Raw genomic sequence first — 24,835 nt, forward strand, 5'->3', positions numbered from 1 at the left:
ATAGGGGGGGCATCCATCTACGGAGTCCCCCCCGTAAAGTCGTCATCCCCGCGGAGGCGGGGATCCAGACCGGCTGGCTTTTCGGCTCCATCACCGGAGCCTGCCAGTCTGGATTCCCGCCTCCGCGGGAATGACGAACGGCGGGAAATCAGCCCGCGCGCAACGCCCGTTCACCCTCGATCATATAGTCGCGCGTCAGCGGCAGCGTCATCCGGCTCTTCGACAGCTGGATCTGGTAATTGACCATCCCCCCGGTCCGGAACGCCGCCGCGGCGCCCGCGAGGTAGAAGGTCCACATCCGGTAGAAGCGCTCGTCATACAGCGCGACGATCGCATTCTTTGCCGCCACCGTCCGGTCGTACCAATGGTCGATCGTCAGCGCGTAATGCACGCGCAGCACCTCGATATCGGTCGGGAAGAACTTCAGCCCCTCATAGCCGCGGACGATCTCCGACAGCGCGGGGTTGTAGCCGCCGGGGAAGATGTACTTGGTCGTGAAGGTGTCGGTCACGCCGGGCCCGCCCATGCGGCCGATCGTGTGGAGCAGCATCACCCCGTCTGCGCTCAGCAGGTCGCGGCACTTGCGGAAGAACGTCTTGTACTGCGGCGGGCCAACGTGCTCGAACATGCCGACCGACACGATCCGGTCGAACGTACCCGTCAGCGCGCGATAGTCGATCAGCTCGAATTTCACCTTGTCCGCGACGCCGGCCTCCTCGGCGCGGCGCCGCGCGACCTTCAGCTGTTCCTCGCTCAGCGTGACACCCAGGACCTCGGCCCCGGTCTTTGCGTGCAGGTACAGCGCCATGCCGCCCCAGCCGCAGCCGATGTCGAGCACGCGCATGCCGGGCTGGATCGCGAGCTTGGCGGCGATATGCGCCTTCTTGTCGTCCTGCGCCTGTTCCAGGCTGTTGCCGGCATCGGTGAAGTACGCGCACGAATATTGGCGATCGGCGTCGAGGAACAGGTCGTAGAGCCGGTCGGACAGGTCGTAATGATGCGCGACGTTCTTCTTCGACCGGCGTGCCATGTTTACCCGGTCGACGCGGTGGACGACCTTGTCGAGCAGCTTGATCGGCAACGACGGATTGAGCCCGCCACCGCGCTCCCACGGGCTGTTGCCCTTGAGCAGGTTGACGAGGTCGCGAATGTCGCCGCGCTCGATCACCAGGCGGCCGTCCATGAACGCTTCCGCCGCGCCCAGCGCCGGGTGGCGGACGATCGCGCCCGCGACGCCGGGGGCGGTCAGGCGGATGGTGACGGGGGTGTAGGCAGGGTCGGGCGTGCCGAATTGCTTGGTGGTACCGTCCGCGTGGATCAGCGTGAGTTCGCCGGTTTTTACCTGCCGGGCGAGAAAGCGATCGAATAGGGCCATGTCGCGTTAGCTAATGACTGGTACGGAAATGCGCCACCCCCCGGGCGGCGTCAGATTCCCGCATACCAATCATAATCCACGTTATCTTCCCAATAGCCGCCCTTGCCCTTGCCGATCCCGGCCAGGCTGGCGACGGCGTCTATCGCCATGATATATTTGGCATGTTTGTAGCCAAGCTGGCGCTCGACGCGAAGCCGGACGGGGGCGCCGTGCGCGACGTCGAGAATCTGGTCATTCAACGCCCAGGCGAGGATCGTCTGTGGGTGGAATGCGTCGATCATGTCGATCGACTCGTAATAGGGCGTGCCCCGGTACAGGTCGGCGCAGGTGAAGACGATGTAGCGCGCGGTGTCGCGGATCCCCGCGGCCTGTAACAGCGTGGCAAGCTTCGGGCCCTGCCACTTGGCGATCGCCGACCAGCCCTCGACACAGTCGTGCCGCGTGATCTGCGCGCGCGCGGGCATCTGGCGGAGCTGCGGCAGCGAGAGCGACAGCGGCCGGTCGACCAGCCCGCCGACGCGCAACCGATAGTCCGCGAAGTTGTTCACCAGCAGCTCGGTATAGGCCGGGGTGCCGGGGTTGCGCGTGCCGTTCGACCGGAAGATCGGCGACATCTGCGCCGCACTGAACTCGGGGACGAGTGCGTTGCGGTTGGTCAGCGCGCGTTGCAGCCCGCGGTTCATCTCTTCGCCCATGAACAGGATCTTGCGCGCCTCGGGATGCTGGATGATCTTGTCGCACCCGGTGAGCAGCGCACCGGCGCCGACCGCCGCGCCCGCGACCAGCGAGCGGCGGGTGATGATGGTGCTCATGCGGCGTCCTCCCCGGTATGCGCGGGGACGTGCCCCGGAACGGTAAAGCGTCCGGTGATCATCGATCGCACCTCGTTCCACGCGCCTGCCAGGATCACGAGCGCGAGGTGGGCAATGATGAACAGCACGAGCGCGACCATCGCGATGAAGTGGATCGAGCGCGCCGACTGCCGCCCGCCGAAAATGTCGAGCAGCCACGGCCACGCGGCATCCATCGCCGGCGACATCGCCAGCCCGGTGAGGATCATCACCGGCAGCAGGATGAAGATCGTCGCGACATAGGACAGCTTCTGCAGGATGTTGTACGCGGCCGGCCGCTTCGGATCGTGAAAACGCAGCGCCAGATGCTCGCGCACGTCATGCGCCACCTCGCGCGGCGCAAGCTCGCCCGCCCGGACGCGAAGGTCGCGCTGGAAATGCCGGTTGAACAGGCTGACGATCATGAAGCCCAGCAGCGCGAACGACAGCACCAGCGCGAAGAACAGGTGCCAGCGTCGCGAAATGGCGAGGTTGTAGCTCGCCGGAATCGTCAGCAGGTTGATCAGCGTCACCACCCAGCCCGGCCACTGGTCGAGCGTCGTCCAGGCCTGGTCGAAGTTCGCGCCATAACGGCCCCAGTAGAATCGCGGATGCGCCTTCAAAATGCCGATCCCGCTGCCGATCATGATGAACATCGCCACCGCGGTGATCCAGTGCCACAGCCGCGTCGCGATCCGGTGGCGTTTGATGACGGTGACAGGGGCAGTGGCGATAGGGCGGGCGGGATCGTTCATGCTTGGCCTTCGCTTTAGGCGACAAGCTCCGACCATAGCAGGGATACGCGTATGACCGAATGGCATTCTTACGAACCGGCGAGCGGCCATCGCCTGCCGCATGATCCGCTCAACGCGATCGTCGCGCCGCGCCCGATCGGCTGGGTGAGCACGCTGTCCGCGGGCGGCGTGCCCAATCTTGCGCCCTACAGCTTTTTCAACCTGTTCAACTACACCCCGCCGCTGATCGGCTTTTCGTCGATGGGGTGGAAGGACAGCGTCGCCAACATCGCCGCGACCGGCGAATTCGTCTGGAACCTCGTCAGCCGCGACCTGGGCGAGGCGATGAACGCGACCGCTGCCAATGTCGCGGCGGACGTCGACGAATTCGCGCTTGCGGGGCTCGAGACGCTGGCGTCGCTGCACGTGAAGCCGCCGCGCGTCGCGGCGAGCCGTGCGCAGTTCGAATGCAAGGTGACGCAGATCGTCCGGCTGGAAACCAAGGAGAGGCGCGAACTCGACCAGTGGCTGGTGCTCGGCGAGGCGGTCGCGATCCATATCGACCCGGCGATGCTCGACGACGGCGTGTACCAGACCGCGCGCGGCGAACCGATCCTGCGCGGCGGCGGTCCGGCGGATTACTTCGCGATCACCGAGGAGTCGCTGTTCAAGATGCGTCGGCCGGGTTGACCTGAGGAGGTTGGTTCACCCGCGAAGGCGGTGCCCAGACTGGTTCCCCGCCTTCGCGGGGAAACAATTCTCAGCCATACGCCCGCCAGAAGAACACGATCGTCGTCGCGATCGTTACCAGCAGCGTCCACACCCGGATGACCTTGGCGGGCAGCACCAGCCCGAGCTTCGCGCCGAAATGCCCGCCGACGATCCCGCCGAGCAGCATCGGTATGCACAGCGCCCAATAGACCATGCCGGTGGCGATGAAGACGAACGTCGCCGCCAGATTGGCGACCGCGAGCATCAGCGTGCGCGGTGCGGCAAGCATGGCGGGCGTTGCGCCCGACAACAGCCCCCAGGCGGCGGTCAGCATCAGCCCGACACCGCCGCCGAAATAGCCGCCATAGACGCCCAGCATCGCCTGCACCGCGACCAGCGATTTCGGCCCGATCTCGACGCGCGACCGCAGCCAGAGCGACGCCTGCGTGCCGAACGCGATCGCCAGCGTCGCGAACAGCAGCAGCCACGGCACGATCAGGTCGAACGCGCGCGCCGAGGTCGCGACGAGCAACAGGCTGCCGACGAGCCCGCCGACGAACGTGATCCCCGCCATCGTCCGCATGCCGACGCCCGACACCGGCTCCAGCCCGTGCCGGTAGGTCCATGCGCTAGCCATCGCGCCTGGCTGGAGCGAGACGTTGCTCGTCGCATTGGCGAAGGTCGACGGCACGCCCAGCCCGATCAGCGCGGGCATCGTCGCAAAACTGCCGCCCCCCGCCAGCGCGTTCATCGCGCCGCCCAGCAACCCCGCACCCGCCGCCAGTGCCACCACACCCAAATCAGGCAAGCGCGGCTTCGCGATCGAGTTGCGCGCGGCTCTTCTTCTCCGACGCGGTCTTCAGCTGGCCGCACGCGGCATCGATGTCGCGACCGCGCGGGGTGCGCACCGGCGCGGAGATGCCCGCCCCGAACACGATGCTCGAGAACGACTTGATCCGCTCGGGCGTCGAGCATTCATAGGCCGCACCCGGCCAGGGGTTGAACGGGATCAGGTTCACCTTGGCGGGCAGCTCGTATTTGCGCAGCAGCCTGACGAGTTCGTGCGCGTCGGCGTCCGAATCATTCTTGTCCTTCAGCATCACGTACTCGAACGTGATCCGGCGCGCATTGTTGGTGCCGGGATAGTCCGCGCACGCCTGGAGCAGTTCCTCGATGCCGTACTTCCGGTTGAGCGGCACGATCTCGTCGCGCACCTCCTTGGTCACCGCGTGCAGCGAGACGGCGAGGTTCACGCCGATCTCCGCGCCCGCGCGCGCCATCATCGGCACCACGCCGCTGGTCGACAGCGTGATCCGGCGGCGGCTGAGCGCGAGCCCCGCACCGTCCATCACCAGCTTCAGCGCATCGCGGACATTCTCGAAATTATACAGCGGCTCGCCCATCCCCATCATCACGATGTTGGTGAGCATGCGGCCCTCGGGCTGGCTTGGCCATTCGCCGAGCGAATCGCGCGCAAGCATCACCTGGCCGACGATCTCGGCGGGCGTCAGGTTGCGCACCAGCCGCATCGTGCCGGTGTGGCAGAAGGTGCAGTTGAGCGTGCAGCCGACCTGACTCGACACGCACAGCGTGCCGCGATCCGCGTCGGGGATGAACACCATCTCGTAATCCTGCGCGTCGTCCGATCGCAGCAGCCACTTGCGCGTGCCGTCGGTCGACACCTGCGCCTCGACCACATTGGGTCGGCTGATGACGAAGCGCTGCTCGAGCCACGGATGCATCGTCTTCGAGATGTCGGTCATCGCCGAAAACTCGGTCGCGCCGCGATTGTAGATCCAGTGCCACAGCTGTTTCGCGCGCAACTTGGCCTGTTTTTCCTCGAGCTGCGACGTCTCGAGCGCCATCCGCAGATCGGCGAGCGACAGCCCGAGCAGGTCGATACGCCCGTCGCTGCGCGGCACGAAGCTGCGGGGAACGGGCACGGGATCGATGTGCCCGGGGATGGGCATGAGGTTCGCGGCGGTCTGCATGGGGCGGCCCTTAGCGGAATTTTGCCGATTTTTCTACAGGCTGCGTGGAGCGAAGCGTTGCCGCCATGAACACCACGCGTAGCCCCACATGATAGCACCGCCCCGGCGAAGGCCGGGGCCCAGTTGGGGGACGGAGGTAAGGACGGTCAGCCCGTCGTTACGACCACCATTCCACCTGGCCCCCGGCCTTCGCCGGGGAGGTAGAGAGAAGGGAGGCTACCCCCCGCGACACGCCAGCACCGCGGCATCGATCGCCGTCGCCGCGCCAGACAGCGCATAGACATCCGCGAACGGCCGCCCGCCGACGCCGACCGCCTCGACGCTCATGCTGCGTCCCGAGCGCAGCGCGGCGACGATCGCGCGGTCGCTGGGGGCATCGCTCGCCCATGCGTCCAGCCCGTTCGCGACCAGCGCGAACCGGCGTTCGCCGACCGTCAGCGTCACCCCGGCGGAGCGATCACGCTCGCGGCTCAGGCGGATGTACAGCGAGGCGCGCAGGCCGCGTTTCGGCCAGGTTGCGATGGTCGCGAAACCTGTCGTGCGCCCGCCCGCCATCACCGGTCGCGCGATCGCGTAGCAGCGCGGCGGCATCGCGTCGCGGAACGCGCCCCATCCCCGGTAGATGCCGATCGTGTCGCGCGCCGTCGCCGGTGTCGCGACCGCGAAGGCCAGCAGGACCGCCAGCCTCACGCGGGGGCGAAGCCGGTGCCGCGGTGCGGAACCGTCGCGCTGCCCTGCTCGACCAGCGTCACCGACCCTTGCGGCAAGCCGGGCGCAACCGCGGTGCCGAGCACCGGATCGACCGGCGCACCCGTCATCGCGCCCAGCATCACCCGGCTCGAAATCCCGTGCATGATCACCAGCCGGTCGCCCGGATCCTGCGCGGTGTCCGCCAGCCAGCCGCCGACCCGTGCCGCGATCTGCGGATAGGTCTCGCCGTCGGGCGCGGGCTTCAGGGTGCCGCCGGGCATCATCACCGGCCCGACCTCGTCGACCACATCGGCATAATAGCGGCCCCCCCACGAGCCCATGTCGATCTCGACCAGCCGCGGGTCGGTGCGCGCATCGTGCCAGTCGAGCTCGAGATGCTCGCAGATCACCGCCAGCGTCTGCAGCGCACGCCCGGTCGGCGACGCCCACAGCGTCAGCACAGGCCTGGCCCCGAGCAGGTCCCGCAGCGCACGGCCGAGCTCGTCGGCCTGCGCGAATCCGGCGCGCGTCAGCGGCGTGTGCGCGGCATCGCCCTGCAACCGGTGCGCGGCGTTGAACACGGTTTCGCCGTGCCGTGCGACGAAATCCCGGCCAAGCCTGACGGGCGGTTTGCCGGTTGGACCGAGGTCCGCTGCACGTTGCCGAGGGCTTGGAATCATGGCCCGCATTTCAACCCCCTGTTGCGCAAAAGCAACGGATTTCCGTGTTTATCTGGGGTTCATGCAACGCCTGTCGGATTGGTCCATTGGAGCCATCCACCCCGCGTTCGGGGGTGACGAAGATCAATGGAGTATCCCAATGCGTAAGCTTATCGCCGCATCGCTGTTCGCGACCACCGCCGTTGCCGCCCCCGCGCTGGCACAGACCAACCCGACCTTCACCGGCCCGCGCGTCGAGGCCACGCTCGGCTACGACCACACCGGCGCCGGCAGCAGCGTGTCCAACAACAACGGGCGCGACGACCAGAAGATCGACGGCCTGCTGTACGGCGGCGGCATCGGCTACGACATCGCGACCTCGAGCAACATCGTGCTCGGCGCCGAGGCCGAACTGACCGGTTCGACCGCAAAGAGCGACCGCAACGACTATACCAGCGACTTCGGCTTCGGTCGCGTCAAGCAGGGCCGCGACATCTATGTCGGTGGTCGCGTCGGCTATGTCGTCGCGCCGACGACCATGATCTACGCGAAGGGCGGCTACACCAATGCCAAGCTGAACGTGCTGGCGGGCGACACCAACCAGACCACCGACACCGACTTTAACCTCGACGGCTGGCGGATCGGCGCGGGTGCCGAGCATGCGGTCGGCCCGAACAGCTATGCCAAGCTCGAATATCGCTATTCGAACTATGAGCGCAGCAACATCGACTATGCGACCGGCGGCACCAGCGGCCGATTCGACGTCGACACCGATCGTCATCAGGTCGTCGCCAGCTATGGCTTCCGCTTCTGATTGCGGTTTAACGCGACGTTTACCGTGATCAAAGAAGGGTCGGGGCGCTTGCTCCGACCCTTTATTGTTGGGTAAGCCATCTGCGGATTGCCCCCAGCCCCGAATCCGGCTGTGGAGGCCGGGGGAATTTTGATGAAGGCGACGATCGAACGCGCAACGCTCCTCAAGGGGCTGAGCCATGTCCAGTCCGTGGTGGAACGGCGCAACACCATCCCCATCCTGTCGAACGTGCTGATCGAGGCGACTGCCGAGGGCACGCTGAAGCTGATGGCGACCGATCTGGATCTGCAGATCAACGAATCGATTGCAGCCGCGGTCGATCAGCCCGGCGCGACCACCGTGTCCGCGCACACACTGTTCGACATCGCGCGCAAACTGCCCGAGGGCAGCCAGGTCCAGCTCGCCGCGTCGGAAGGCCGGATGAGCATCATCGCGGGCCGCGCACGCTTCTCGCTCGGCACGCTGCCGCGCGACGATTTCCCGGTGATCGCGGAAGGCGAACTGCCGACCCAGTTCGAACTGCCCGCCGAGACATTGAAGCAGATCATCGACAAGACGCGCTTCGCGATCTCGACCGAAGAGACGCGCTATTATCTCAACGGCATCTTCCTCCACGTCGCGGACGGCGACAGCGCGAACCCGGTGCTGAAGGCCGCCGCGACCGACGGCCACCGCCTCGCGCGCGTTACGCTGCCGCGGCCCGAGGGCGCCGAATCGATGCCCGACGTGATCGTGCCGCGCAAATGCATCGCCGAGCTCCGCAAACTGCTCGACGAGGTCGACGGCTCGGTCGGCGTCTCGCTGTCGCCGACCAAGATCCGCTTCGACCTCGGCCAGGCGATCCTGACCTCGAAGCTGATCGACGGTACCTTCCCCGATTACAGCCGCGTGATCCCGACCGGCAACGACAAGATCCTCAAGATCGACCCCAAGAGCTTTATGGAAGGCGTCGACCGCGTGTCGACGATCGCCACCGAGAAGACTCGCGCCGTGAAGATGGCGCTCGATCGCGACAAGATCACGCTGTCGGTGACCTCCCCCGAAAACGGCACCGCCGCGGAGGAAGTCCCCGGCGATTATGTCGCGCTCCCGTTCGAGATCGGCTTCAACAGCCGCTATCTGATGGACATCCTCGCGCAGATCGACGGCGACATGGTCGAGGTTCACCTCGCCGACGCCGCCGCGCCCACGCTGATCCGCGAAAACGACAAGTCGCCCGCGCTCTACGTACTGATGCCGATGCGCGTCTGACCGTCGCACGCTGGCGATCGCGTGAAAGGCCATCCTGCGGGGTGGCCTTTCTCGTTTGAAGGCTCCAGCGGATCTGATACTGACAATGCTGTTAGTAAGGAGTCGACTCGATGGCGAAGCTTCCTCCCTTTCCTGGTACGACCGGTCATCGCGACTGGCGGACCGCGATGGATGCGATCCGGAAGCTCCTCGCCAATGGCGACGACACGACGCAGGTGTTCCGGATCATGCGCGCGCTGAACGTCGGCAATGCGCCGATGAACTATGCGCGGCTGATCGCGACCGAGCGGGGCGGGCGGATCGCCTATGAGCAGGTCGAGCTGGCGCGGCGCTTCTCCGATCCGGTGTTCGTCGCGAGCTTTGCGCCCGGCACGGTCGGCGCGGCCTATCGCCATTTCCTCGAGACCACGGGTTATTCGGCGGACGGGCTCGTCGAGGTGTCGCGGCTGGTGCCGAGCGAGGACGATCTGGCGCATCCCTATGCGTGGTTCGGCCGGCGGGTGCGCGACACGCATGACATCTGGCACGTGCTGACCGGCTACAAGGCGGACGAGAGTCTCGGTGAGGCGGCGCTCGTCGCGTTCAGCTATGCGCAGGTCGGCGGGCTCGGCTGGGCGCTGATCGGGTCGGCGGCGGCGCTCAAGAGCCTCCGCGTCACCGGCAACGCCTTGTTCGCAAAGGCGGTCTGGGAGGGCTATCGCAACGGCCGCAAGGCAGAATGGATTTCGGGCGAGGATTATCTGACCCTGCTGCACGAGCCGCTCGATGCGGCACGCGCGCGGCTCGGGATCGCGACGCCGGTCGCCTATCTGCACGCGCAGCGCGAACTCGGCCCCGCGCTCGCCTCCTATCTGAGCGCGTAGAAGGCGGGCGCCGTTCCCGAGCGGATCGCCGCCTGACGCAAAGGCTGACAGCACGCCGGGATTGCCGCTAAGGCCGGTGCGATGCTGTCGCGCCTCGTCCTTACCGATTTCCGCAATCATGCCGACCTGACGCTCCAGCCGGGGGCGGGGTTCGTGGTGCTGACCGGTGCGAACGGCGCGGGCAAGACCAATATCCTCGAGGCGGTCTCGCTGCTCGCCCCCGGCCGGGGGCTGCGCCGGGCGGCGCTCGGCGAGATGGCGCGGCAGGGCGGTGCGGGCGGTTTCGGCGTCGCGGCGACGCTCTGCCCCTCCGCGCGAGGTGAGACGTCCGTAGCTGGGGACGAACGCGACCAGCATGCTGACGCCGGTAGCCACATCGGCGATGTCGATATCGCGACCGGCGCGCTGACATCGGCGCCCGAGCGCCGCATCGTCCGCGTCCAGGGTGCGACCACCACCGCCAATACGCTCGCCGAATGGCTGACGGTGCTGTGGCTCACCCCCGCGATGGACCGGCTGTTCGTCGCCCCCGCGGGCGAACGCCGCGGCTTTCTCGACCGGCTGACGCTCGCGCTTGCACCCGGGCACGCGCATCATGCCGCGCGCTACGAGGCGGCGATGCGCGCGCGCAACCGGCTGCTTGGCGACGAAGGCCGTCCCGATGGCGACTGGCTGTCCGCGCTCGAGGCGCAGATGGCCGACCATGGCGACGCGCTCGATGCCGCGCGCCGCGAAACGGTCGATCTGCTCGGCGCGCGGCTGGCGGGCGAGACGGACGGCGCATTTCCGCGGGCGGGCCTCGCGCTCGACGGCTGGGCCGGCGATGCCGCGCCGCTCGCGGTTGCGCTCGCCCAGGGTCGCGCGCGCGATGCCGCCGCCGGGCGGACCCTGGTCGGGCCGCACCGTGTCGACCTGATCGTCACGCACCACGACAAGGCGCGCGCCGCGTCGCTCGCTTCGACCGGCGAGCAGAAGGCGCTGCTGCTCGGCATCGTCCTTGCGCATGCCGAACTGGTCGCCGAGCGGACCGGCCAGCCGCCGGTCCTGCTGCTCGACGAGGTCGCGGCACATCTCGATCCGGCGCGGCGTGCGGCGCTGTTCGATCGGCTGGCGGGACGCGGGCAGGTGTGGATGACCGGCACCGAGGATGCGCTGTTCGATGCGATCGACGCGCAGGCGACGCGGATCGCGGTCGGGCCCGGCTGAACGCGCGCTGTCAATGCGCGTCACGGCGCGTTCAAGCGGGCGCGGGCAAATCCCGGTTCATCGCGCCCCGGTCCATAGCGGGGGCGACGGAGAGACATGATGAAGACGACTATCGCACGCGCCGCATTCGGACTGGTCATGATCGCGGCAACCACCGCACCGGCATTCGCGCAGGCGCGCTATGACATGAGCAACCCGCCCTGGTCGCGCCCCGGTTACAGGCTGGCGGGCGTGGGCGTGCCGATCCTGTTTCCCGAACTCCGCAATACCGCGCGGGGCCGTGCGTTCGTGATGCCCAATTTCGACGCGAACGGCGATGGCCGGATCAACCGGCAGGAGGCCGGTGACGCCAACCGCGAATTCGCCCGCATCGCCGGGCCGCGTCGCGACCGGTTCGACTGGGCCGCCTATGGCCGCGACCCGGGAGGCTATCGCGGCGACCGCGGCGGCGGCACCACTGTAGTCGAGACCACCACGACCTGGGACCGCGGCGCGATGCGCAACTACGGCTTCCGCCAGACGCCACGCGGCGCGACGCTGACCCTGCAGGAGGACGTGCTGTTCCGCACCGACAGCGCGGTGCTGCGCCCCGGCGCGATCGAGAAGCTGCGCCCGCTATCGCGCTATCTGCGCGGCAATCCGGGCGTCCGCGTCGCGATCGACGGATTCACCGATTCGCGCGGGTCCGATGCGCACAACCAGGACCTGTCCGAGCGCCGCGCGGCGAGCGTCCGCCAGGCGTTCGACGACATGGACGTCGTCCGCGCGCGCTTCAGCGTCGTCGGCCATGGCGAGCGCCAGCCGGTCGCGACCAACGCGACCGCCGCCGGCATGCGCCTCAACCGCCGCGTCGAAGTCACCCTGCTCGGCCAACGCGCCGACCGCTTCTGACGGTGAACTCCCTCTCCCCCCGGGGGAGAGGGAAGGGGCCCGCGGCCCTTGCCGTGGGAAGGGTGAGGGCAAGTGAGGCTCGGGAGCGCGCGCCAAAGCCCCTCACCCTTCCGTCGCCTGCGGCGCCTCCCTCCCTCTCCCCCGAGGGGAGAGGGGCAGGCCTGCCTCCACCACCCCGGCGAAGGCCGGGGCCCAGGTGGGGGACGTCATCTGACGGAAGGCGTCGCTGCGTTACGACGACCTTTCCAACTGGGCCCCGGCCTCCGCCGGGGAGGCGGCGTGTTTGGAGCAAGGCCAGAGCCGACCGCTGTCCTACGCCTCACGACCCGACCCCCGCGCCACAGGCCATTTCGCTTCCGTTTCGGGCGTGCGATGCCTATATGCTGGGCATGGCATCCAACCCTGAATCCAACAATCCCAACCTGCCCAACCAGGGCGACTATGGCGCAGACTCGATCAAGGTCCTCAAGGGCCTCGACGCGGTCCGCAAGCGCCCCGGCATGTATATCGGCGACACCGACGACGGGTCGGGCCTCCACCACATGGTGTTCGAGGTCAGCGACAACGCGATCGACGAGGCGCTGGCCGGGCATTGCGACCGGATCGACATCGTCCTGAACGCCGACGGTTCGGTCAGCGTCACCGACAATGGCCGCGGCATCCCCACCGGCATCCACACCGAGGAAGGCGTGTCCGCAGCCGAGGTCATCATGACCCAGCTCCACGCTGGCGGTAAGTTCGAGAACACCAGCGACGAGAACGCCTACAAGGTCTCGGGCGGCCTGCACGGCGTCGGCGTCTCGGTCGTCAACGCACTCAGCGAATGGCTCGACCTGACGATCTGGCGCGACGGCAAGGAGCATTACATGCGCTTCGCGTTCGGCGACGCGGTGCTCCCGCTCAAGATCGTCGGCGACGCGGCCGAGGGCCAGAAGGGGACGCGAGTCACATTCTTCCCGTCGCCCGCGACCTTCAAGATCACCGATTTCGACTTCGACAAGCTCGAGCACCGCTACCGCGAACTCGCCTTCCTCAATTCGGGCGTGCGCCTGTTCCTGACCGACGCGCGGCACGAGGAACTGAAGACCGTCGAGCTCTATTACGAAGGCGGGATTGCCGCGTTCGTGAAGTATCTCGATCGCGCCAAGCTGCCGTTGATGCCCGAGCCGGTCGCGATTTCGGGCACGCGCGACGACGTCACGATGGACGTCGCGCTTCAGTGGAACGACTCTTATTACGAGAACGTCCTCGCCTTCACGAACAACATCCCGCAGCGCGACGGCGGCACGCACATGGCCGCGTTCCGCGCCGCGCTGACCCGCACGCTTAACAATTATGCCGAGAAGTCGGGCCTGTTGAAGAAGGAAAAGGTCCAGCTCACTGGCGAGGACATGCGCGAGGGTCTGACCGCGATCGTCTCGGTCAAGCTGCCCGACCCGAAGTTCAGCAGCCAGACCAAGGACAAGCTCGTCTCGTCCGAAGTCCGCCAGCCCTTGGAAAGCCTGATGGCCGACAAGATGGCCGAATGGCTCGAGGAGAACCCCGCGCACGGCAAGGCGATCGTCGCCAAGATCATCGACGCCGCCGCCGCCCGCGAAGCTGCCAAGCGCGCGCGCGAACTGACTCGCCGCAAGGGCGTGATGGACATCGCCTCGCTGCCCGGCAAGCTCGCCGACTGCCAGGAGCGCGATCCCGCCAAGTCTGAGTTGTTCCTCGTCGAGGGTGACTCGGCCGGCGGTTCGGCAAAGCAGGGCCGCGATCGCCATTTCCAGGCGATCCTCCCCCTGCGCGGCAAGATCCTGAACACCGAGCGCGCGCGCGAGGACCGCATGTTGTCGAGCCGCGAGATCGGCACGCTCATCACCGCGATGGGCACCGGCATCCGCGACGATTTCAACGCGGACAAGCTGCGCTACCACAAGATCGTCATCATGACCGACGCAGACGTCGATGGCGCGCACATCCGCACGCTGCTGCTGACGCTGTTCTACCGTCACATGCCCAAGATCATCGAGGGCGGCTATCTCTACATCGCGCAGCCGCCGCTCTACAAGGCGACCAAGGGCCGCTCCGAGATGTACCTGAAGGACGATGCCGCGCTCGACGAATATCTGGTCGATGCAGGCGTCGGGTCGATGGTCCTCGAAGGGCCCGGTGGCGCCCGCTCGGGTCGCGACCTGAAGGATCTGGTCGATCATGCGCGCCGCATGCGCACGCTGATGCGCTACGTCCCCAAGCGCTATGACGCGGGCATGATCGAGGCGCTGGCGCTGGGCGGCGTGTTCGATCCCGAGGCGTCGGTCGCGGACCGCACGTCGCGGCTCGAGATCGTCACGCGTCGCCTCGAACTCGACGACGGCGATGCGCGCTGGACCGCCGAGCTGACGCAGGATGGCGGCATCCATTTCCAGCGCGCGTGGCGCGGGGTGACTGATCACCACATCATCGAGGCGAGCTTCCTCGTCTCGGCCGAGGCGCGCAAGCTGCACGCCCTGTCGGCCGAGCAGTCGGACAGCTATGCGCGCACCTCGAACCTCGTCCCCGCGAGCAAGGCGGCGCATGCCGACGAGCCCGAGGTGGAAGACGCCGCAGAGACCGGTGCCGGCGTGATCGGGTCCGCCACCGCGGTCGCGACGCGCGGCTCGACGCAGGTGTCGCGCCCGAGCCATCTGCTCGACGCGATCCTCGCCGCCGGCCGCAAGGGCCTTGCGATCCAGCGCTACAAGGGGCTGGGCGAGATGAACGCGGAACAGCTGTGGGAAACCACGCTCGATCCGTCGGTCCGCTCGATGCTGCGCGTGACCGCGGTCAATGCCGAGAGCGCGAACGAGATCTTCACGCAGCTGATGGGCGAAGTCGTCGAACCACGCCGCGAGTTCATCCAGGACAACGCGCTCAACGTCGCCAATCTCGACGTCTAGGACGCGCCGCCTGGCCGGACCGACGCGCAGGGATCGTCCGATCCGGGTGCGTCAGTCCGGTTTGGCAAGGCGTGGTGCGTCTTTCTTGCGGATGATCGCGCCGAAATGCGTCTGGCCGTCTTCGCGCCACATCGACAGCGACAGCGTGACGGCCAGTTTCGACCCGCCGCGGTGCGTCGCCTCGAGGGTGACGGTCGTCCCGACCAGATGCGCAGCGCCGCGGGCCGCGAGTTGCTGAAGGCTCAGGGCGTTACCCCGTTCTCGCGGATCGATGATCGCAATCGTCTGACCCAGCGCCTGGTCGGTGCTGAAACCGAACAGCGTCTCGCACGCCGCGTTCCAGACGATGATCCGGCCGTCATGATCCGCACATAGAATGCCATCGGGAGAGGTCGCGGCGAAATTGTCGAAGCGGGACCGACCCGGGTCGGGCAGCTGTGGCACGTGGTTCGCCAGTGGCGACCCCTCACGCAGGCTGCGCGCGAGTTCAGGCGTGTCCAGCCAGCGTTCGCGGGGCGCGAGCCCGCCATCGACCGCGACATAGACCATCTCCGCCACGCTGCTGACGTTCAGCTTGCGCAGCGCCTGCGCGCGATGCCCCTCGACCGTACGCGGGCTGATCGCCATCGCCTGCGCGATCGCCTTGTTCGTCTGGCCGACGATCATCGCGCGCACGACATTGCGCTCGCGCTCGGTCAGCAGGTCGAGACGCGCGCGCGCCGCGCCGCGCTGCAGCGTCCAGTTCACCAGCGTCGCGACCCGTTCGAACGCGCGGTCCAGCGCGGCCGCCAGCGTTTCGGGCTCGAGCGGCATGTCGAGCACCTCGGTCGCGCCCAGTTTCATCGCCTCGACGGTGACCGTCGCATCGGTCCGCGCCGTGATCGCGATCGCCGGCCAGCGGATGTCGCGTTGTACCAGCGCGGAGAGCAGCCCCAGGCCGTGCGCCGGCGGCGTCCGCAGCTCGATCAGGATCGGCGCAGGCTTGAGCGTCGGCAATTGCTCGAGGAACAGGTCGGCATGGGCAAAGGGCCAGACCGTGATGCCCGACGGCTTCAGACAGGCCTGCAGATGCCGCCGCGTGCCGCTGTCGTCGTCGATGACGTATAGGATCATGGCTGCTCCGGTCGGTGGCGGTGCCAGGGGCCCGAAAATGGTGCCGCGGCCGGGACGATGAAATTCGGCGTTACACGGTAAAGTTTAAGAGTTCGAGGGGGCTGTCGCGGGCGTTCAATAGGTTATGCTGACCCAGAGGATGTCGCTGTAGGATCCCGGCTTCAGCTGCGTCTGGCGGGCCGGTGCGCGGGCATAGACGGGAATCGCGGTGCTGGTCGCGACCGCGGTGCTGCTGACGGTGCTGCTGCCATTGGTGCCATCGCCCCAGACCCGGGAGTGCGCAGGATCGATATAGAGATTGTAGAGCAGCGCCTGGGCGCCGCCGGTCATGGTCCGCGTGCCATAATCGCCATTGCCCGGGCCGATCGCGATGACGACGCTGGTCTCGACGTCGCAGGTGATCGCGATGCCGGTGACCGCATCCTGGGGTGCGGTCGCGAACGGATCATAGGAGCCGAGCGTCAGCGCCTGCGGGCTTACGCTGCAACTGGCTGCCGCTGCCGGCGCCGCGGTCGCGGGTAGCGCGAAGACAAACGCGGCGGTGATCGCGCTGCGACCGATCATGAGGTGCATGTGAAGGTTCCGAGATCGGGTTGGGTCTGTCCGGCGGGGACGAAGTCGAAGGCGAAAGCACACCCGCCGCCGGCAAAGGTGGCGGACACGCGATTGCGCGTGGCCAGCCCGGTCAGATAGGCGTCGCCGCCGGGCGCCAGCAGAAAGGCTTCGCCCGCGCCGTTCAGGTGAAGCACGGTGCCGGCGGGAAGCGGGTTGCCGTCCGCACCGACCACCCGGAGCCGCGCATCGCTTGCCGCGCGTGCGCCGAACCGTACCGCGACGCCGCTGCGATCATAGGGCCGCACCGTACGCTTGGTCTCGTCGATGATCGCGTCGAGCGGCAGGTCCTCGGCCTCGATCCGGATATGATTGTCCTGAAACGGCAGCAGCCGCGGGATGACCAGCACGCCCGCCGCGTTCGTCCGGCCGACCAGCTGGTTGTCCGAATAGACGCGGACATTGGCGTAGGGGCCGACACGCACGGTCCCGAAGCTCTGCTCGATCCGGCGTGCGGCGAACACCGCGCCATCGACCGTCGCGACCGATCCGACCAGCTGCAGCCGCGCGCCCGACGCACCGTTCAGCCGGGTCACCTGCGCATCGATACGGCCGATGCCGCTCTGGGCATTGACCTCTGCATCAAGCCGCTCGATCGCCCCGGTTTCCGCCTGCAGCCGGTATCCGACGCCGTCTCCATAAGGGAGGTTGCGTTGCAGCGTCGTCGTCGCGCCGAGCTCGCCGTCGCGCAGCTGCACGCCGGCGGTGGCGCTCGTCCGCTGGCCGAACGGGACGGTGAGGCGGAACTGCACCGTCGTGTCGCGCGCGCCGGCAAAGCTCCGGCTCGCATTGAGGCTGAGCGCGCCGATCCGACGGAGCCGCATTGACGCATTGGCATTGCCCGACAGGATATCGCCGCGCTGGTCGCGGCTGCGTCGCCACAGGAGAGAAGCGGTGACCGATCCATAGGGCGTGGGCGTGCCGATAAAGCCGGTCACCGTGCTGCGCGCGCGCCGATAGGCAATCGAATCGCCGACCGTCGCATAGTCCGCGGTGGTGATCTCGCCATTGCCGCCCAGCGACAGGCCGCGCGTCTGGCGTTCGAACCCGATCCCGAACAGGCCGCCGCCGCCCCGGTCCGAATGGCTGCCCGCGGCCGAGAGCGAGAAGATCCCGACCGCGGGCCACAAGGCGCTGACCTGCATGCTGGTCGCCTGCATCTTGCGGGTGGTTTCACCATGCGCCTCGACCGTCAGCCGCTCGGTCACGCCGTAGCGATGCGTCGCCGACAGGATCGGCGTGCCATAGTCGAAGCTCGCCCGCGTGAAATTGCGCCGCAACACGCCGATCTCGTACGAGAAATCATGCAGCCCCCGGCGCAGGATCTGCGGCGCGGCATAATAGGATTGCGTCACCCGCGTCTCGCGACCCAGCGCGTCGCGCACCACCAGCTGGATATCGCCGCTGCCATTGACCACCGGGACGTCGGTCAGCGCGAACGGTCCGGACGCGACGCTCTGGCGGTTCTGGAGGATGTTGTTGACATAGAGGTCGACGACCGAGGGTACGGCGGCGCTGCCGTTCAGCGTCGGCAGCGCCATCGTCAGATAGCCCGGCTGCGTCGCGAAATTGGTTGCGAGCTGAAGGCCCGCGAACCGCAGCGCGCCGGTCCCGGTGCTGCCGCGCGTCACGCCGTCGCCGATCCGCAGCGATCGCAGCCGCGCCGGGTCGTCGATCGTCCAGTTGGTATCCAGCCTGACGAGGCTGCGTCGCCCGTCGCCACTGTTCCCCGTGCCGGCGATGAAGCCCGTCCCCATCGTCCCCGCGCCGCTGAACGCGCCCAGCTCGAACAGGCCGTCGAGCGAGGACGCGCCTGACGCGGTCTGTGCGGACAGGTCGTAATTGAGGAAGCCGCCGATCCCGCTGCGCGTCATCGGCCCGTCGGTCCGGCCCGACAGCAGCGCGCTCGACGGCATGAACAATGCCGCCGGCGCGGTGATCGATAATGTCTGCGTCGCATCGTCGAGGCCGGCGACGAGTCCTTCCGCCGTGTCGAGCCGAAGATAGGTCTCGCCCTCGAACAGCCGCGTGTCGTCCTCTTTCAGCACCAGCCGCCAGGCGAGCGCCGCGTCTCCGGTGACGTACAGCGCATCCGCATCGTACAGCACCCAGACCGGATCGGGCTGATCGATGCCGTTAATCCGTATCGCAAGCAACGCCAGACGCAGGTCCGCCGGCGCCGCAGCCTGCCCCGCAGCCGGGATGGGCGCGGGGTCGGCAGCGATGCCGGACGAACCCGCGGCCAGAAGCACGATTGCCAGACTAGCGCGCGGCCAGATTCGCCGTGACTTCGTGCTCGCCATCGGCGGTGCGGATCGCGAGCGTCAGCGGCGTCCCGGTCGTGAGTTCGGGGTGCTTGCCGATCTCCCATTGGCGCATGCTCTGCGGCAGGACGACGCCCATCGCGTTGCTCAACACGGTCGATGTGCCGCCCGTCCCCGTCCCCGTCCGATGTGCGATGCCGGTGACCTGCGCGATGGCGCCGCCGGTGTTGCGCGCCTCGAGCACGATGTCGCCGGCCGGACGCTGCCAGGCGGTCCAGGCGACGGCGGCCTTGGCGGCCGGATCGGCGACGATATAGAGCGGCAGGTTCAGTTTGACCGCGATGCGCACGCCGTTCGCCGTCGCCGGCCCGGGGATTTCCTGCAGCATCACGCGATAGGCGGCATTGGGCAGGCGGTGCCGCACGCCGATGCGGACGAGTTGCGGCGCCCGCGTCGCGGCGGTGAAGATGGGTGGCGACGCGATCAGGTCGTCGGTCGGCGTATAGACGTCCTTGCCGTCGACCTGGGTCCAGCGAAAGGCGGACACCCGGATCGATACCGGTACATCCTCGCCATTGGTGATGGTCAGCGATCCGATCGGGCGGTTGGCGGGCAGGGTGAGCGTGACCGGGCTGACGCGGAAGTTGCTCGCGACCGCATCGCCGGGCAGGGCGATGGCGGCGGCCATGCAAAGACCGGCCGCCGTGAGGCGACCGGTCTGCAAGAGGCTCATAAAGCGCATTGCTTGAAGAGCTTAGTAGTTGACCGTGACCTGGACGAGATCCGCATAGGTTCCTGCTGGTATGCCCGTCTGGCCAAGCGGGATGCTGCCGGCCAGCACGATCGGCACAACGACGCCGGTGCCGGTGCCGATGATCGGCGAGGTGCCGCCCGTGCCATCACCCCATGGGCTGGTCGCGGTGTTGTCGTTGTACAGGACGTAGTTCAGCGGCAGGCCGCCCCCGGCGGTCGAGGTCATCCCGCGCAAGGCCATCGTTGCATTTGCGCCCGTGCCGACATCGGCCGTCGCGGTCCAGGCCGTGCCACTGGTGCACATGACGTCCAGACCACCGGTGCCCGCATGCGCGGCGCCATCGGTCACATCGGCGCCGCCGAACTGCAGGGCGGTCGAGGTGACCACGCAGCTCTCGGTGACTTCAGCGTTGGCGGCGATCGTCGTGCCGGTGGTCTGCGCCGATGCCGGAAGGCCGACGAAAGCGGTCAGGCCGAGCGCGGACGCCAGCGCGAATTGGACGCGCATGTTGTTGATAGCCATTGGTAATTCCCAGGACTGGGCGCAGCAGGACGTACCTTGCGCCACTCATGTCGAGCCGTATCTGTCATCAAGAGGCTTCTTGAAAACATGCCGCCTCATCGATGCAGTTCTACGCCAATGGCATTGCGAAGACCTGAACAAATGTACAATATTTGCCACGTAGATTTACGTGGACATGCATGGTCTTGCCTTGGGATAATCGTCGATCATTGCCGTACATCATGACGCATCATGGTAAACGGAATGGGCTTCGATGGTTAATACTAGATGAAAGGCTGAATGCTGGCAAGCCGTGCAGTGCGCAGGGGCGCCACATGCCCCGGGATTGCGAAGATCGCGGCCCGGGCACCGGCTCATCGGCCTAACCATCACCGTCGCGCGGCCATTCCTATAGCGCCAACGCCTCCTATATCCCGTCGGCACCCTGCTGACCGGACGCAGCTTTCGCGCATCCCGGCCGGCCAACCGACGCGGATCGCCGCGTGAGAGGACAGCATGACAGAGTATAAGAAGACCGACGCCGCGCTCGCCAAGCTGACGCCCGAGCAATATTACGTCACGCAGGAAAGCGGCACCGAGCGGCCCGGGACGGGATCCTATCTCAACACCCGCGAACCCGGGCTCTATGTCGACATCGTGTCGGGCGAACCGCTGTTCGCGTCGGCCGACAAGTTCGACTCGCACTGCGGCTGGCCGAGCTTCACCAAGCCGATCACCCCCGCGCATGTCGCCGAGCTGCATGACCGCAGCCACGGCATGGTCCGCACCGAGGTCCGCTCGGCAGGCGCGGACAGCCATCTCGGGCATGTCTTCGAGGATGGGCCGCGCGACCGCGGCGGGCTGCGCTACTGCATCAACTCGGCCGCACTCCGCTTCGTCCCGCGTGACGCGATGAAAGCCGAGGGGTATGCGGATTATCTCGATCAGGTCGACGCCGCAGGCGCCTGAAGGAACGGCCGGCCGCTCGCGCGGCCGGCCACCCCGTGGGTCAGGCGAGCGTCAGCCCGACATCGACATTGCCGCGCGTGGCGTTCGAATAGGGGCAGATCTGGTGCGCGGTATCGACCAGCTTCTGCGCCTGCTCGCGGTCGAGACCCGGCAGCGCGACGGTCAGATCGGTGGTGATGCCGAACCCGCCCGCACTGCGCGGACCGATGCCGACCTTGGCGGTCACCGAGACATCGTCGGGCAGCTTCACCTTCAGCTCCTGTCCGGCGACCTTCAGCGCGCCGATGAAGCAGGCCGAATAGCCCGCTGCGAACAGCTGTTCCGGGTTGCTCCCGTCACCACCGGCGCCACCAAGCTCCTTGGGCGTCGACAGGGCCACCGCGAACCGGCCGTCCTCCGACCGTGCCTGACCGTCACGACCGCCGGTGGCGGTTGCCGTGGTGCTGTATTTCACATCGACCGACATGCTGAATCTCCTATTTGCTTATCGCGATAACTAAATAGGAGCATGGGTCGGCGCTGTCCAGAGCCGCGCGCTCGGACCAGCATCGACAATCCTGCTCGTGACTGACGGAGGTCAGCGCACCTCGGCGCGGAGCGTCGCGCGGACGCCGCGATGCGCGCGGTCATATTCGACGATCGAATGCAGGCTCTGCGCCATCGCGCGGATCAGCTTGGTGCCGAGCCCCGTACCGCGGGGCGTGGCATCGGCGGGCATGCCGCAGCCATCATCCTCGACCGCCAGCAGGAACTGGCCGTCATCGGTCTGCGACAGCGTCACGCGGACCTCGCCCGATCCCGTGGGATAGGCGTATTTGCAGGCATTGGTGACGAGTTCGGTGACGATCACGCCCAGCGACACCGCGCGGTCGGTCGCCAGCCGGATCGGTTCGGCGACCAACCGCAACGCGCGGGGCAGCGCCTCGCTCGACCAGGTCTCCGCCAGTTCGTCGACCAGCGCGCCGAGATATTCGCGCATGTCGACGCTCTCGACATCGTTGCTCGTATATAGGCGGCGATGGACCTGCGCGATCGCCTGGATCCGCCGCTGCGTATCCTCGAGCGCCCCGCGCGCGGCCGGGTCGGTCAGCGCCCCCGCCTGCAGGCTGACCATCGCCGAGACCAGCTGCAGCGAATTGGCGACGCGGTGGTTCACCTCGCCGAGCAGCGCCTCGAGCCGCGCATTGGTCGCGCGCAGATCGGCCTCGGCGACGGCCTTGGCCTGTTGCAGCACCGATCGTGCGCCGACCTGTTCGAACGCCGCATCGAGCAGCTCGAAAAACTCCTCGCCGACGGTCTTCACGACATAGTCGGCCGCGCCCGCCTTCAGTGCGGCGACCGCGATCCGTCCCTCGTCTGACCCGGTGACATAGACGACGGGCGGCGCATCGGGCAGCGCGCGCAGCACGTTCAGCGTCTCGAGCCCGTCCATCCCGGGCATGTAATGATCGACCGCGATCAGGTCATACGGTTCGGCGCGCGCCATCGCGATGCCGTCCGCGCCTGACTCGGCCAGCGTCATATGGTACCCGCGACGCTCCATCGCGCGCCCGACCAGCCGCCGGATACCCGCATCGTCATCGATATAGAGAACGCGTTTGCCGGTCATTCAACTCTCGGCCGAGGGGACCTGGATCACCGACAGGAACAGGCCGAGCTGGCGGATCGCCTGGGCGAAGCTCTCATAATTGACCGGCTTGGTGATATAGACGTTGCAGCCCAGATCATAGCAGCGCTGGATCTCGACCTTGTCGTCGGTGGTCGTCAGCACGACGACGGGCGCGCGTCGGAGCGGGCTGCCCTCCGCCTTGATCCGCGCGAGGATGTCGGTGCCGCTCATGTCGGGCAGGTTGAGGTCGAGCAGGATCAGCGCGGGGCCGCTCTTCGCCGGACCGTCGGCCGCATCGAACAGGAAGTCGAGCGCGGTCGTGCCATCGGTGAAATGGCGGATATCGTTGAGGATGCCCGCACGACGGATGTTCTTTTCGATGAGGCGTGCATGGCCCTCGTCATCCTCGATCATCACGATGCCGACGGATTTGTGATCGTTCATGCCACGGGATCCTGTAACCTGAGGTCGAAGGGAAGGTTGAGCCGGAAGGTCGCGCCTTCGCCGAGCGTCGAGACCACGTCGATCGTCCCGCCCAGCCGATAGGCCAGCGCGCGGACATGCGCGAGGCCGATGCCCTCGCCGGGCTGGTCCTGCGGCCCGGCACGCCGGAACAGGTCGAAGACGCGCTGATGATCGCCCGGCGCGATCCCGCGGCCATTGTCGATGACCGACAGGATCACGCGGTTGCGCTCGCGCGTGCCGGCAAGCCGGATCACGCCCGGCCGCCCGGGCTGAAGATATTTGGTCGCATTCTCGATCAGGTTCGACAGGATCTGTTCGAGCGCGAGCCGGTCGGTGACGAGTGCGGGCAGCGGGCGGTCGATCGTGACGGTCGCGCCGCGATCGTCGATAAGGTGCTGGATCGACGCGACGATCGCGTCCCCGACGGCGGCCGGGTCGACCGGTTCGGGGGTGATCGACCGCCGCCCCTCGCGCGACAGCTTCAGGATCGCGTTGATCAGCCGGTCCATCTTCTGCGTCGAGGCGCGGATGAAGCCGATCGCCTCGGGCAGGTCCTCGCGCGCGGCGATCCGCGCCTCGGGCGTGACGATCTCCGGGGCGATCGCCTCCGCCCGGTCGATCAGCGCCGCCAGCGGTGCGGCGGCCTCGGCCAGCTCCGCGGTGAAGCCCATCACGTTGACGAGCGGCGAGCGCAGGTCGTGGCTGACGATATAGGCGAAACGCTGGATCTCGTCATTCGCGCGGCTGAGATCCGCGGTCCGTTCGACCACCTGATCCTCGAGCGTCTCGTTGAGCAGGTGCAGCCGGTCGCGCGACGCACCGAGATCGGCGGTGTAGCGCCGGATCACCAGGATCGCGAGGATCGCCACGACGAGCAGCAGCATCGCCGCGACGCCCGCCACCGACAGGAACAGCATGTTCGACCGCTGCTGGCGGTCACTGCGGATTTCGAGCAGGCGAACTTCCTCGGCCGCCATCGCCCGCAGCCGGTAGCGGATGCTGCGCATCAGCGGGACGCTCGCATCGACCGTGAACCGGCGTTGCGCCTCGCCGATCCGGCCCGCGTCGACCAGCGCGATCGACTGGGTCCGCAGGCTGCGCAACTGGCCCACCCGCGGTTCGATCAGGTCGAGCCGCGCGGTCTGGCGTGGATTGTCGTGGGTCGAGGAGCGCAGCGCCGTCAGCGCCGGCGCGAGCCGTTGGGCCGTCGTCTCGTAGGCCGTCGAGAACAGGGGCAGGCCGGTCAGAAGATAGCCGCGCCGCGCGGTCTCCGACTGCTCCATCTCGACCTGCAACGTGGCGATCGCCTGGCGGACGTCCTGCGTATGAAGAATATCGGCGGTGTAGCGCGCGTTACGCACCGTGATCCAGCCGATCGCGACCGCGGCAGCGGCCAGCGCGACGAAGCCGAGCGTCATGAACGCGACCAGCCAGCGGGCGATGCGCCCTTCCGACTGGGGAAGTTTCAAGCTGATACGCGCCATATGCGACCCGTCTAGGATACCGCCTATCGTTACGCCAGCGATACTGACGGACGGCGGCCGGAGAGGGTGGATACCGGCGGCTTGCGCGACGGCGATTGCGAGGATCGGGGCGTCTGGCCACGCCGGAT

The 24,835-nt window shown here is 67.5% G+C and carries 24 protein-coding genes; 8 read left to right on the forward strand and 16 right to left on the reverse strand.

From position 1 onward, the window contains the following. Nucleotides 1-148: 148 nt before the first annotated feature. From NEF64_RS02195 to NEF64_RS02205, 3 genes are read right to left on the reverse strand one after another with little or no spacing between them, the layout of a single operon-like run. Complete coding sequence (locus tag NEF64_RS02195) at nt 149-1,375, reverse strand: SAM-dependent methyltransferase (protein WP_056406786.1); 1,227 nt, start codon at nt 1,373-1,375, stop codon at nt 149-151. 50 nt (nt 1,376-1,425) lie between these two features. Next, nucleotides 1,426-2,187 carry a molybdopterin-dependent oxidoreductase gene (locus NEF64_RS02200; RefSeq protein WP_056406788.1) on the reverse strand — a complete coding sequence of 254 codons (762 nt, stop codon included), beginning with the start codon at nt 2,185-2,187 and terminating at the stop codon, nt 1,426-1,428. Next, nucleotides 2,184-2,960, reverse strand: a complete 777-nt coding sequence (locus NEF64_RS02205) for a cytochrome b/b6 domain-containing protein (protein WP_031396583.1) — start codon at nt 2,958-2,960, stop codon at nt 2,184-2,186. Before NEF64_RS02205 ends, NEF64_RS02200 begins: the two co-directional genes overlap by 4 nt. 51 nt (nt 2,961-3,011) lie before the next feature. Here NEF64_RS02205 and NEF64_RS02210 point away from each other — a divergent pair, with 51 nt between their 5' ends. Beyond that, nucleotides 3,012-3,629: a flavin reductase family protein gene (locus NEF64_RS02210; RefSeq protein WP_056406790.1), complete on the forward strand. Its 618-nt coding sequence runs from the start codon at nt 3,012-3,014 to the stop codon at nt 3,627-3,629. A gap of 70 nt (nt 3,630-3,699) precedes the next feature. On the opposite strand, the gene NEF64_RS02215 is transcribed toward NEF64_RS02210, so the two are convergent. From NEF64_RS02215 to NEF64_RS02230, 4 genes are all read right to left on the reverse strand, one after another. Further along, complete coding sequence (locus NEF64_RS02215) at nt 3,700-4,458, reverse strand: sulfite exporter TauE/SafE family protein (protein ID WP_261362613.1); 759 nt, start codon at nt 4,456-4,458, stop codon at nt 3,700-3,702. Beyond that, nucleotides 4,451-5,641 (reverse strand): dual-specificity RNA methyltransferase RlmN, encoded by a 1,191-nt coding sequence (rlmN, locus tag NEF64_RS02220; protein ID WP_042466312.1) that lies wholly within the window; start codon nt 5,639-5,641, stop codon nt 4,451-4,453. Before rlmN ends, NEF64_RS02215 begins: the two co-directional genes overlap by 8 nt. 216 nt (nt 5,642-5,857) lie before the next feature. Then, nucleotides 5,858-6,331 (reverse strand): invasion associated locus B family protein, encoded by a 474-nt coding sequence (locus NEF64_RS02225; protein ID WP_056406794.1) that lies wholly within the window; start codon nt 6,329-6,331, stop codon nt 5,858-5,860. Continuing rightward, nucleotides 6,328-7,011 (reverse strand): histidine phosphatase family protein, encoded by a 684-nt coding sequence (locus NEF64_RS02230; protein ID WP_056406796.1) that lies wholly within the window; start codon nt 7,009-7,011, stop codon nt 6,328-6,330. The genes NEF64_RS02225 and NEF64_RS02230 overlap by 4 nt, the downstream gene beginning before the upstream one ends. 139 nt (nt 7,012-7,150) lie before the next feature. On the opposite strand from NEF64_RS02230, the gene NEF64_RS02235 reads away from it, so the two are divergent. The 6 genes from NEF64_RS02235 (at nt 7,151) to gyrB (ending at nt 14,936) form a co-directional block, all read left to right on the forward strand. After that, nucleotides 7,151-7,804: an outer membrane protein gene (locus NEF64_RS02235; RefSeq protein WP_031439125.1), complete on the forward strand. Its 654-nt coding sequence runs from the start codon at nt 7,151-7,153 to the stop codon at nt 7,802-7,804. A 132-nt stretch (nt 7,805-7,936) separates the two neighbouring features. Beyond that, nucleotides 7,937-9,055: a DNA polymerase III subunit beta gene (dnaN, locus tag NEF64_RS02240; RefSeq protein ID WP_031395114.1), complete on the forward strand. Its 1,119-nt coding sequence runs from the start codon at nt 7,937-7,939 to the stop codon at nt 9,053-9,055. Between the two features lie 110 nt (nt 9,056-9,165). Then, the gene (locus tag NEF64_RS02245) at nt 9,166-9,918 is read left to right on the forward strand and encodes a Coq4 family protein (protein WP_056406798.1); all 753 of its coding nucleotides are present in this window, start codon (nt 9,166-9,168) and stop codon (nt 9,916-9,918) included. An 81-nt stretch (nt 9,919-9,999) separates the two neighbouring features. Continuing rightward, nucleotides 10,000-11,124, forward strand: coding sequence for a DNA replication/repair protein RecF (recF, locus tag NEF64_RS02250; RefSeq protein WP_056406800.1), 1,125 nt, complete (start codon nt 10,000-10,002; stop codon nt 11,122-11,124). A 96-nt stretch (nt 11,125-11,220) separates the two neighbouring features. Further along, entirely contained in the window at nt 11,221-12,015 is a 795-nt protein-coding gene (locus NEF64_RS02255; protein ID WP_252574577.1) for an OmpA family protein, read from the forward strand. A 389-nt stretch (nt 12,016-12,404) separates the two neighbouring features. Continuing rightward, nucleotides 12,405-14,936 carry a DNA topoisomerase (ATP-hydrolyzing) subunit B gene (gene gyrB / locus NEF64_RS02260; protein WP_031394810.1) on the forward strand — a complete coding sequence of 844 codons (2,532 nt, stop codon included), beginning with the start codon at nt 12,405-12,407 and terminating at the stop codon, nt 14,934-14,936. Nucleotides 14,937-14,987: 51 nt separating this feature from the next. Here gyrB and NEF64_RS02265 read toward each other — a convergent pair whose 3' ends face one another. The 5 genes from NEF64_RS02265 to NEF64_RS02285 form a co-directional block, all read right to left on the reverse strand. Next, nucleotides 14,988-16,049 carry a LuxR C-terminal-related transcriptional regulator gene (locus NEF64_RS02265; protein WP_056406802.1) on the reverse strand — a complete coding sequence of 354 codons (1,062 nt, stop codon included), beginning with the start codon at nt 16,047-16,049 and terminating at the stop codon, nt 14,988-14,990. Nucleotides 16,050-16,163: 114 nt separating this feature from the next. After that, nucleotides 16,164-16,622, reverse strand: coding sequence for a Csu type fimbrial protein (locus NEF64_RS02270; protein WP_252574579.1), 459 nt, complete (start codon nt 16,620-16,622; stop codon nt 16,164-16,166). Beyond that, nucleotides 16,610-18,913, reverse strand: coding sequence for a fimbria/pilus outer membrane usher protein (locus tag NEF64_RS02275; protein WP_162235398.1), 2,304 nt, complete (start codon nt 18,911-18,913; stop codon nt 16,610-16,612). Before NEF64_RS02275 ends, NEF64_RS02270 begins: the two co-directional genes overlap by 13 nt. Nucleotides 18,914-18,923: 10 nt before the next feature. Continuing rightward, nucleotides 18,924-19,613: a fimbrial biogenesis chaperone gene (locus NEF64_RS02280; RefSeq protein WP_162235399.1), complete on the reverse strand. Its 690-nt coding sequence runs from the start codon at nt 19,611-19,613 to the stop codon at nt 18,924-18,926. A 66-nt stretch (nt 19,614-19,679) separates the two neighbouring features. Next, the gene (locus NEF64_RS02285; protein WP_056406810.1) at nt 19,680-20,201 is read right to left on the reverse strand and encodes a Csu type fimbrial protein; all 522 of its coding nucleotides are present in this window, start codon (nt 20,199-20,201) and stop codon (nt 19,680-19,682) included. A gap of 495 nt (nt 20,202-20,696) precedes the next feature. Here NEF64_RS02285 and msrB point away from each other — a divergent pair, with 495 nt between their 5' ends. Continuing rightward, nucleotides 20,697-21,149, forward strand: a complete 453-nt coding sequence (msrB, locus tag NEF64_RS02290) for a peptide-methionine (R)-S-oxide reductase MsrB (protein WP_056406811.1) — start codon at nt 20,697-20,699, stop codon at nt 21,147-21,149. A 40-nt stretch (nt 21,150-21,189) separates the two neighbouring features. Here msrB and NEF64_RS02295 read toward each other — a convergent pair whose 3' ends face one another. The 4 genes from NEF64_RS02295 to NEF64_RS02310 form a co-directional block, all read right to left on the reverse strand. Next, nucleotides 21,190-21,615: an organic hydroperoxide resistance protein gene (locus NEF64_RS02295; protein ID WP_056406813.1), complete on the reverse strand. Its 426-nt coding sequence runs from the start codon at nt 21,613-21,615 to the stop codon at nt 21,190-21,192. Nucleotides 21,616-21,726: 111 nt separating this feature from the next. Continuing rightward, the gene (locus NEF64_RS02300; RefSeq protein WP_031394818.1) at nt 21,727-22,758 is read right to left on the reverse strand and encodes a sensor histidine kinase; all 1,032 of its coding nucleotides are present in this window, start codon (nt 22,756-22,758) and stop codon (nt 21,727-21,729) included. Next, the gene (locus tag NEF64_RS02305; protein WP_031394819.1) at nt 22,759-23,202 is read right to left on the reverse strand and encodes a response regulator; all 444 of its coding nucleotides are present in this window, start codon (nt 23,200-23,202) and stop codon (nt 22,759-22,761) included. It lies immediately after the preceding gene. Beyond that, entirely contained in the window at nt 23,199-24,707 is a 1,509-nt protein-coding gene (locus NEF64_RS02310; RefSeq protein ID WP_031394820.1) for a sensor histidine kinase, read from the reverse strand. The genes NEF64_RS02305 and NEF64_RS02310 overlap by 4 nt, the downstream gene beginning before the upstream one ends. Nucleotides 24,708-24,835 lie beyond the last annotated feature (128 nt).

Origin of the sequence: Sphingomonas aerolata (assembly GCF_023935825.1) — a bacterium.
Taxonomy (GTDB): domain Bacteria; phylum Pseudomonadota; class Alphaproteobacteria; order Sphingomonadales; family Sphingomonadaceae; genus Sphingomonas; species Sphingomonas aerolata.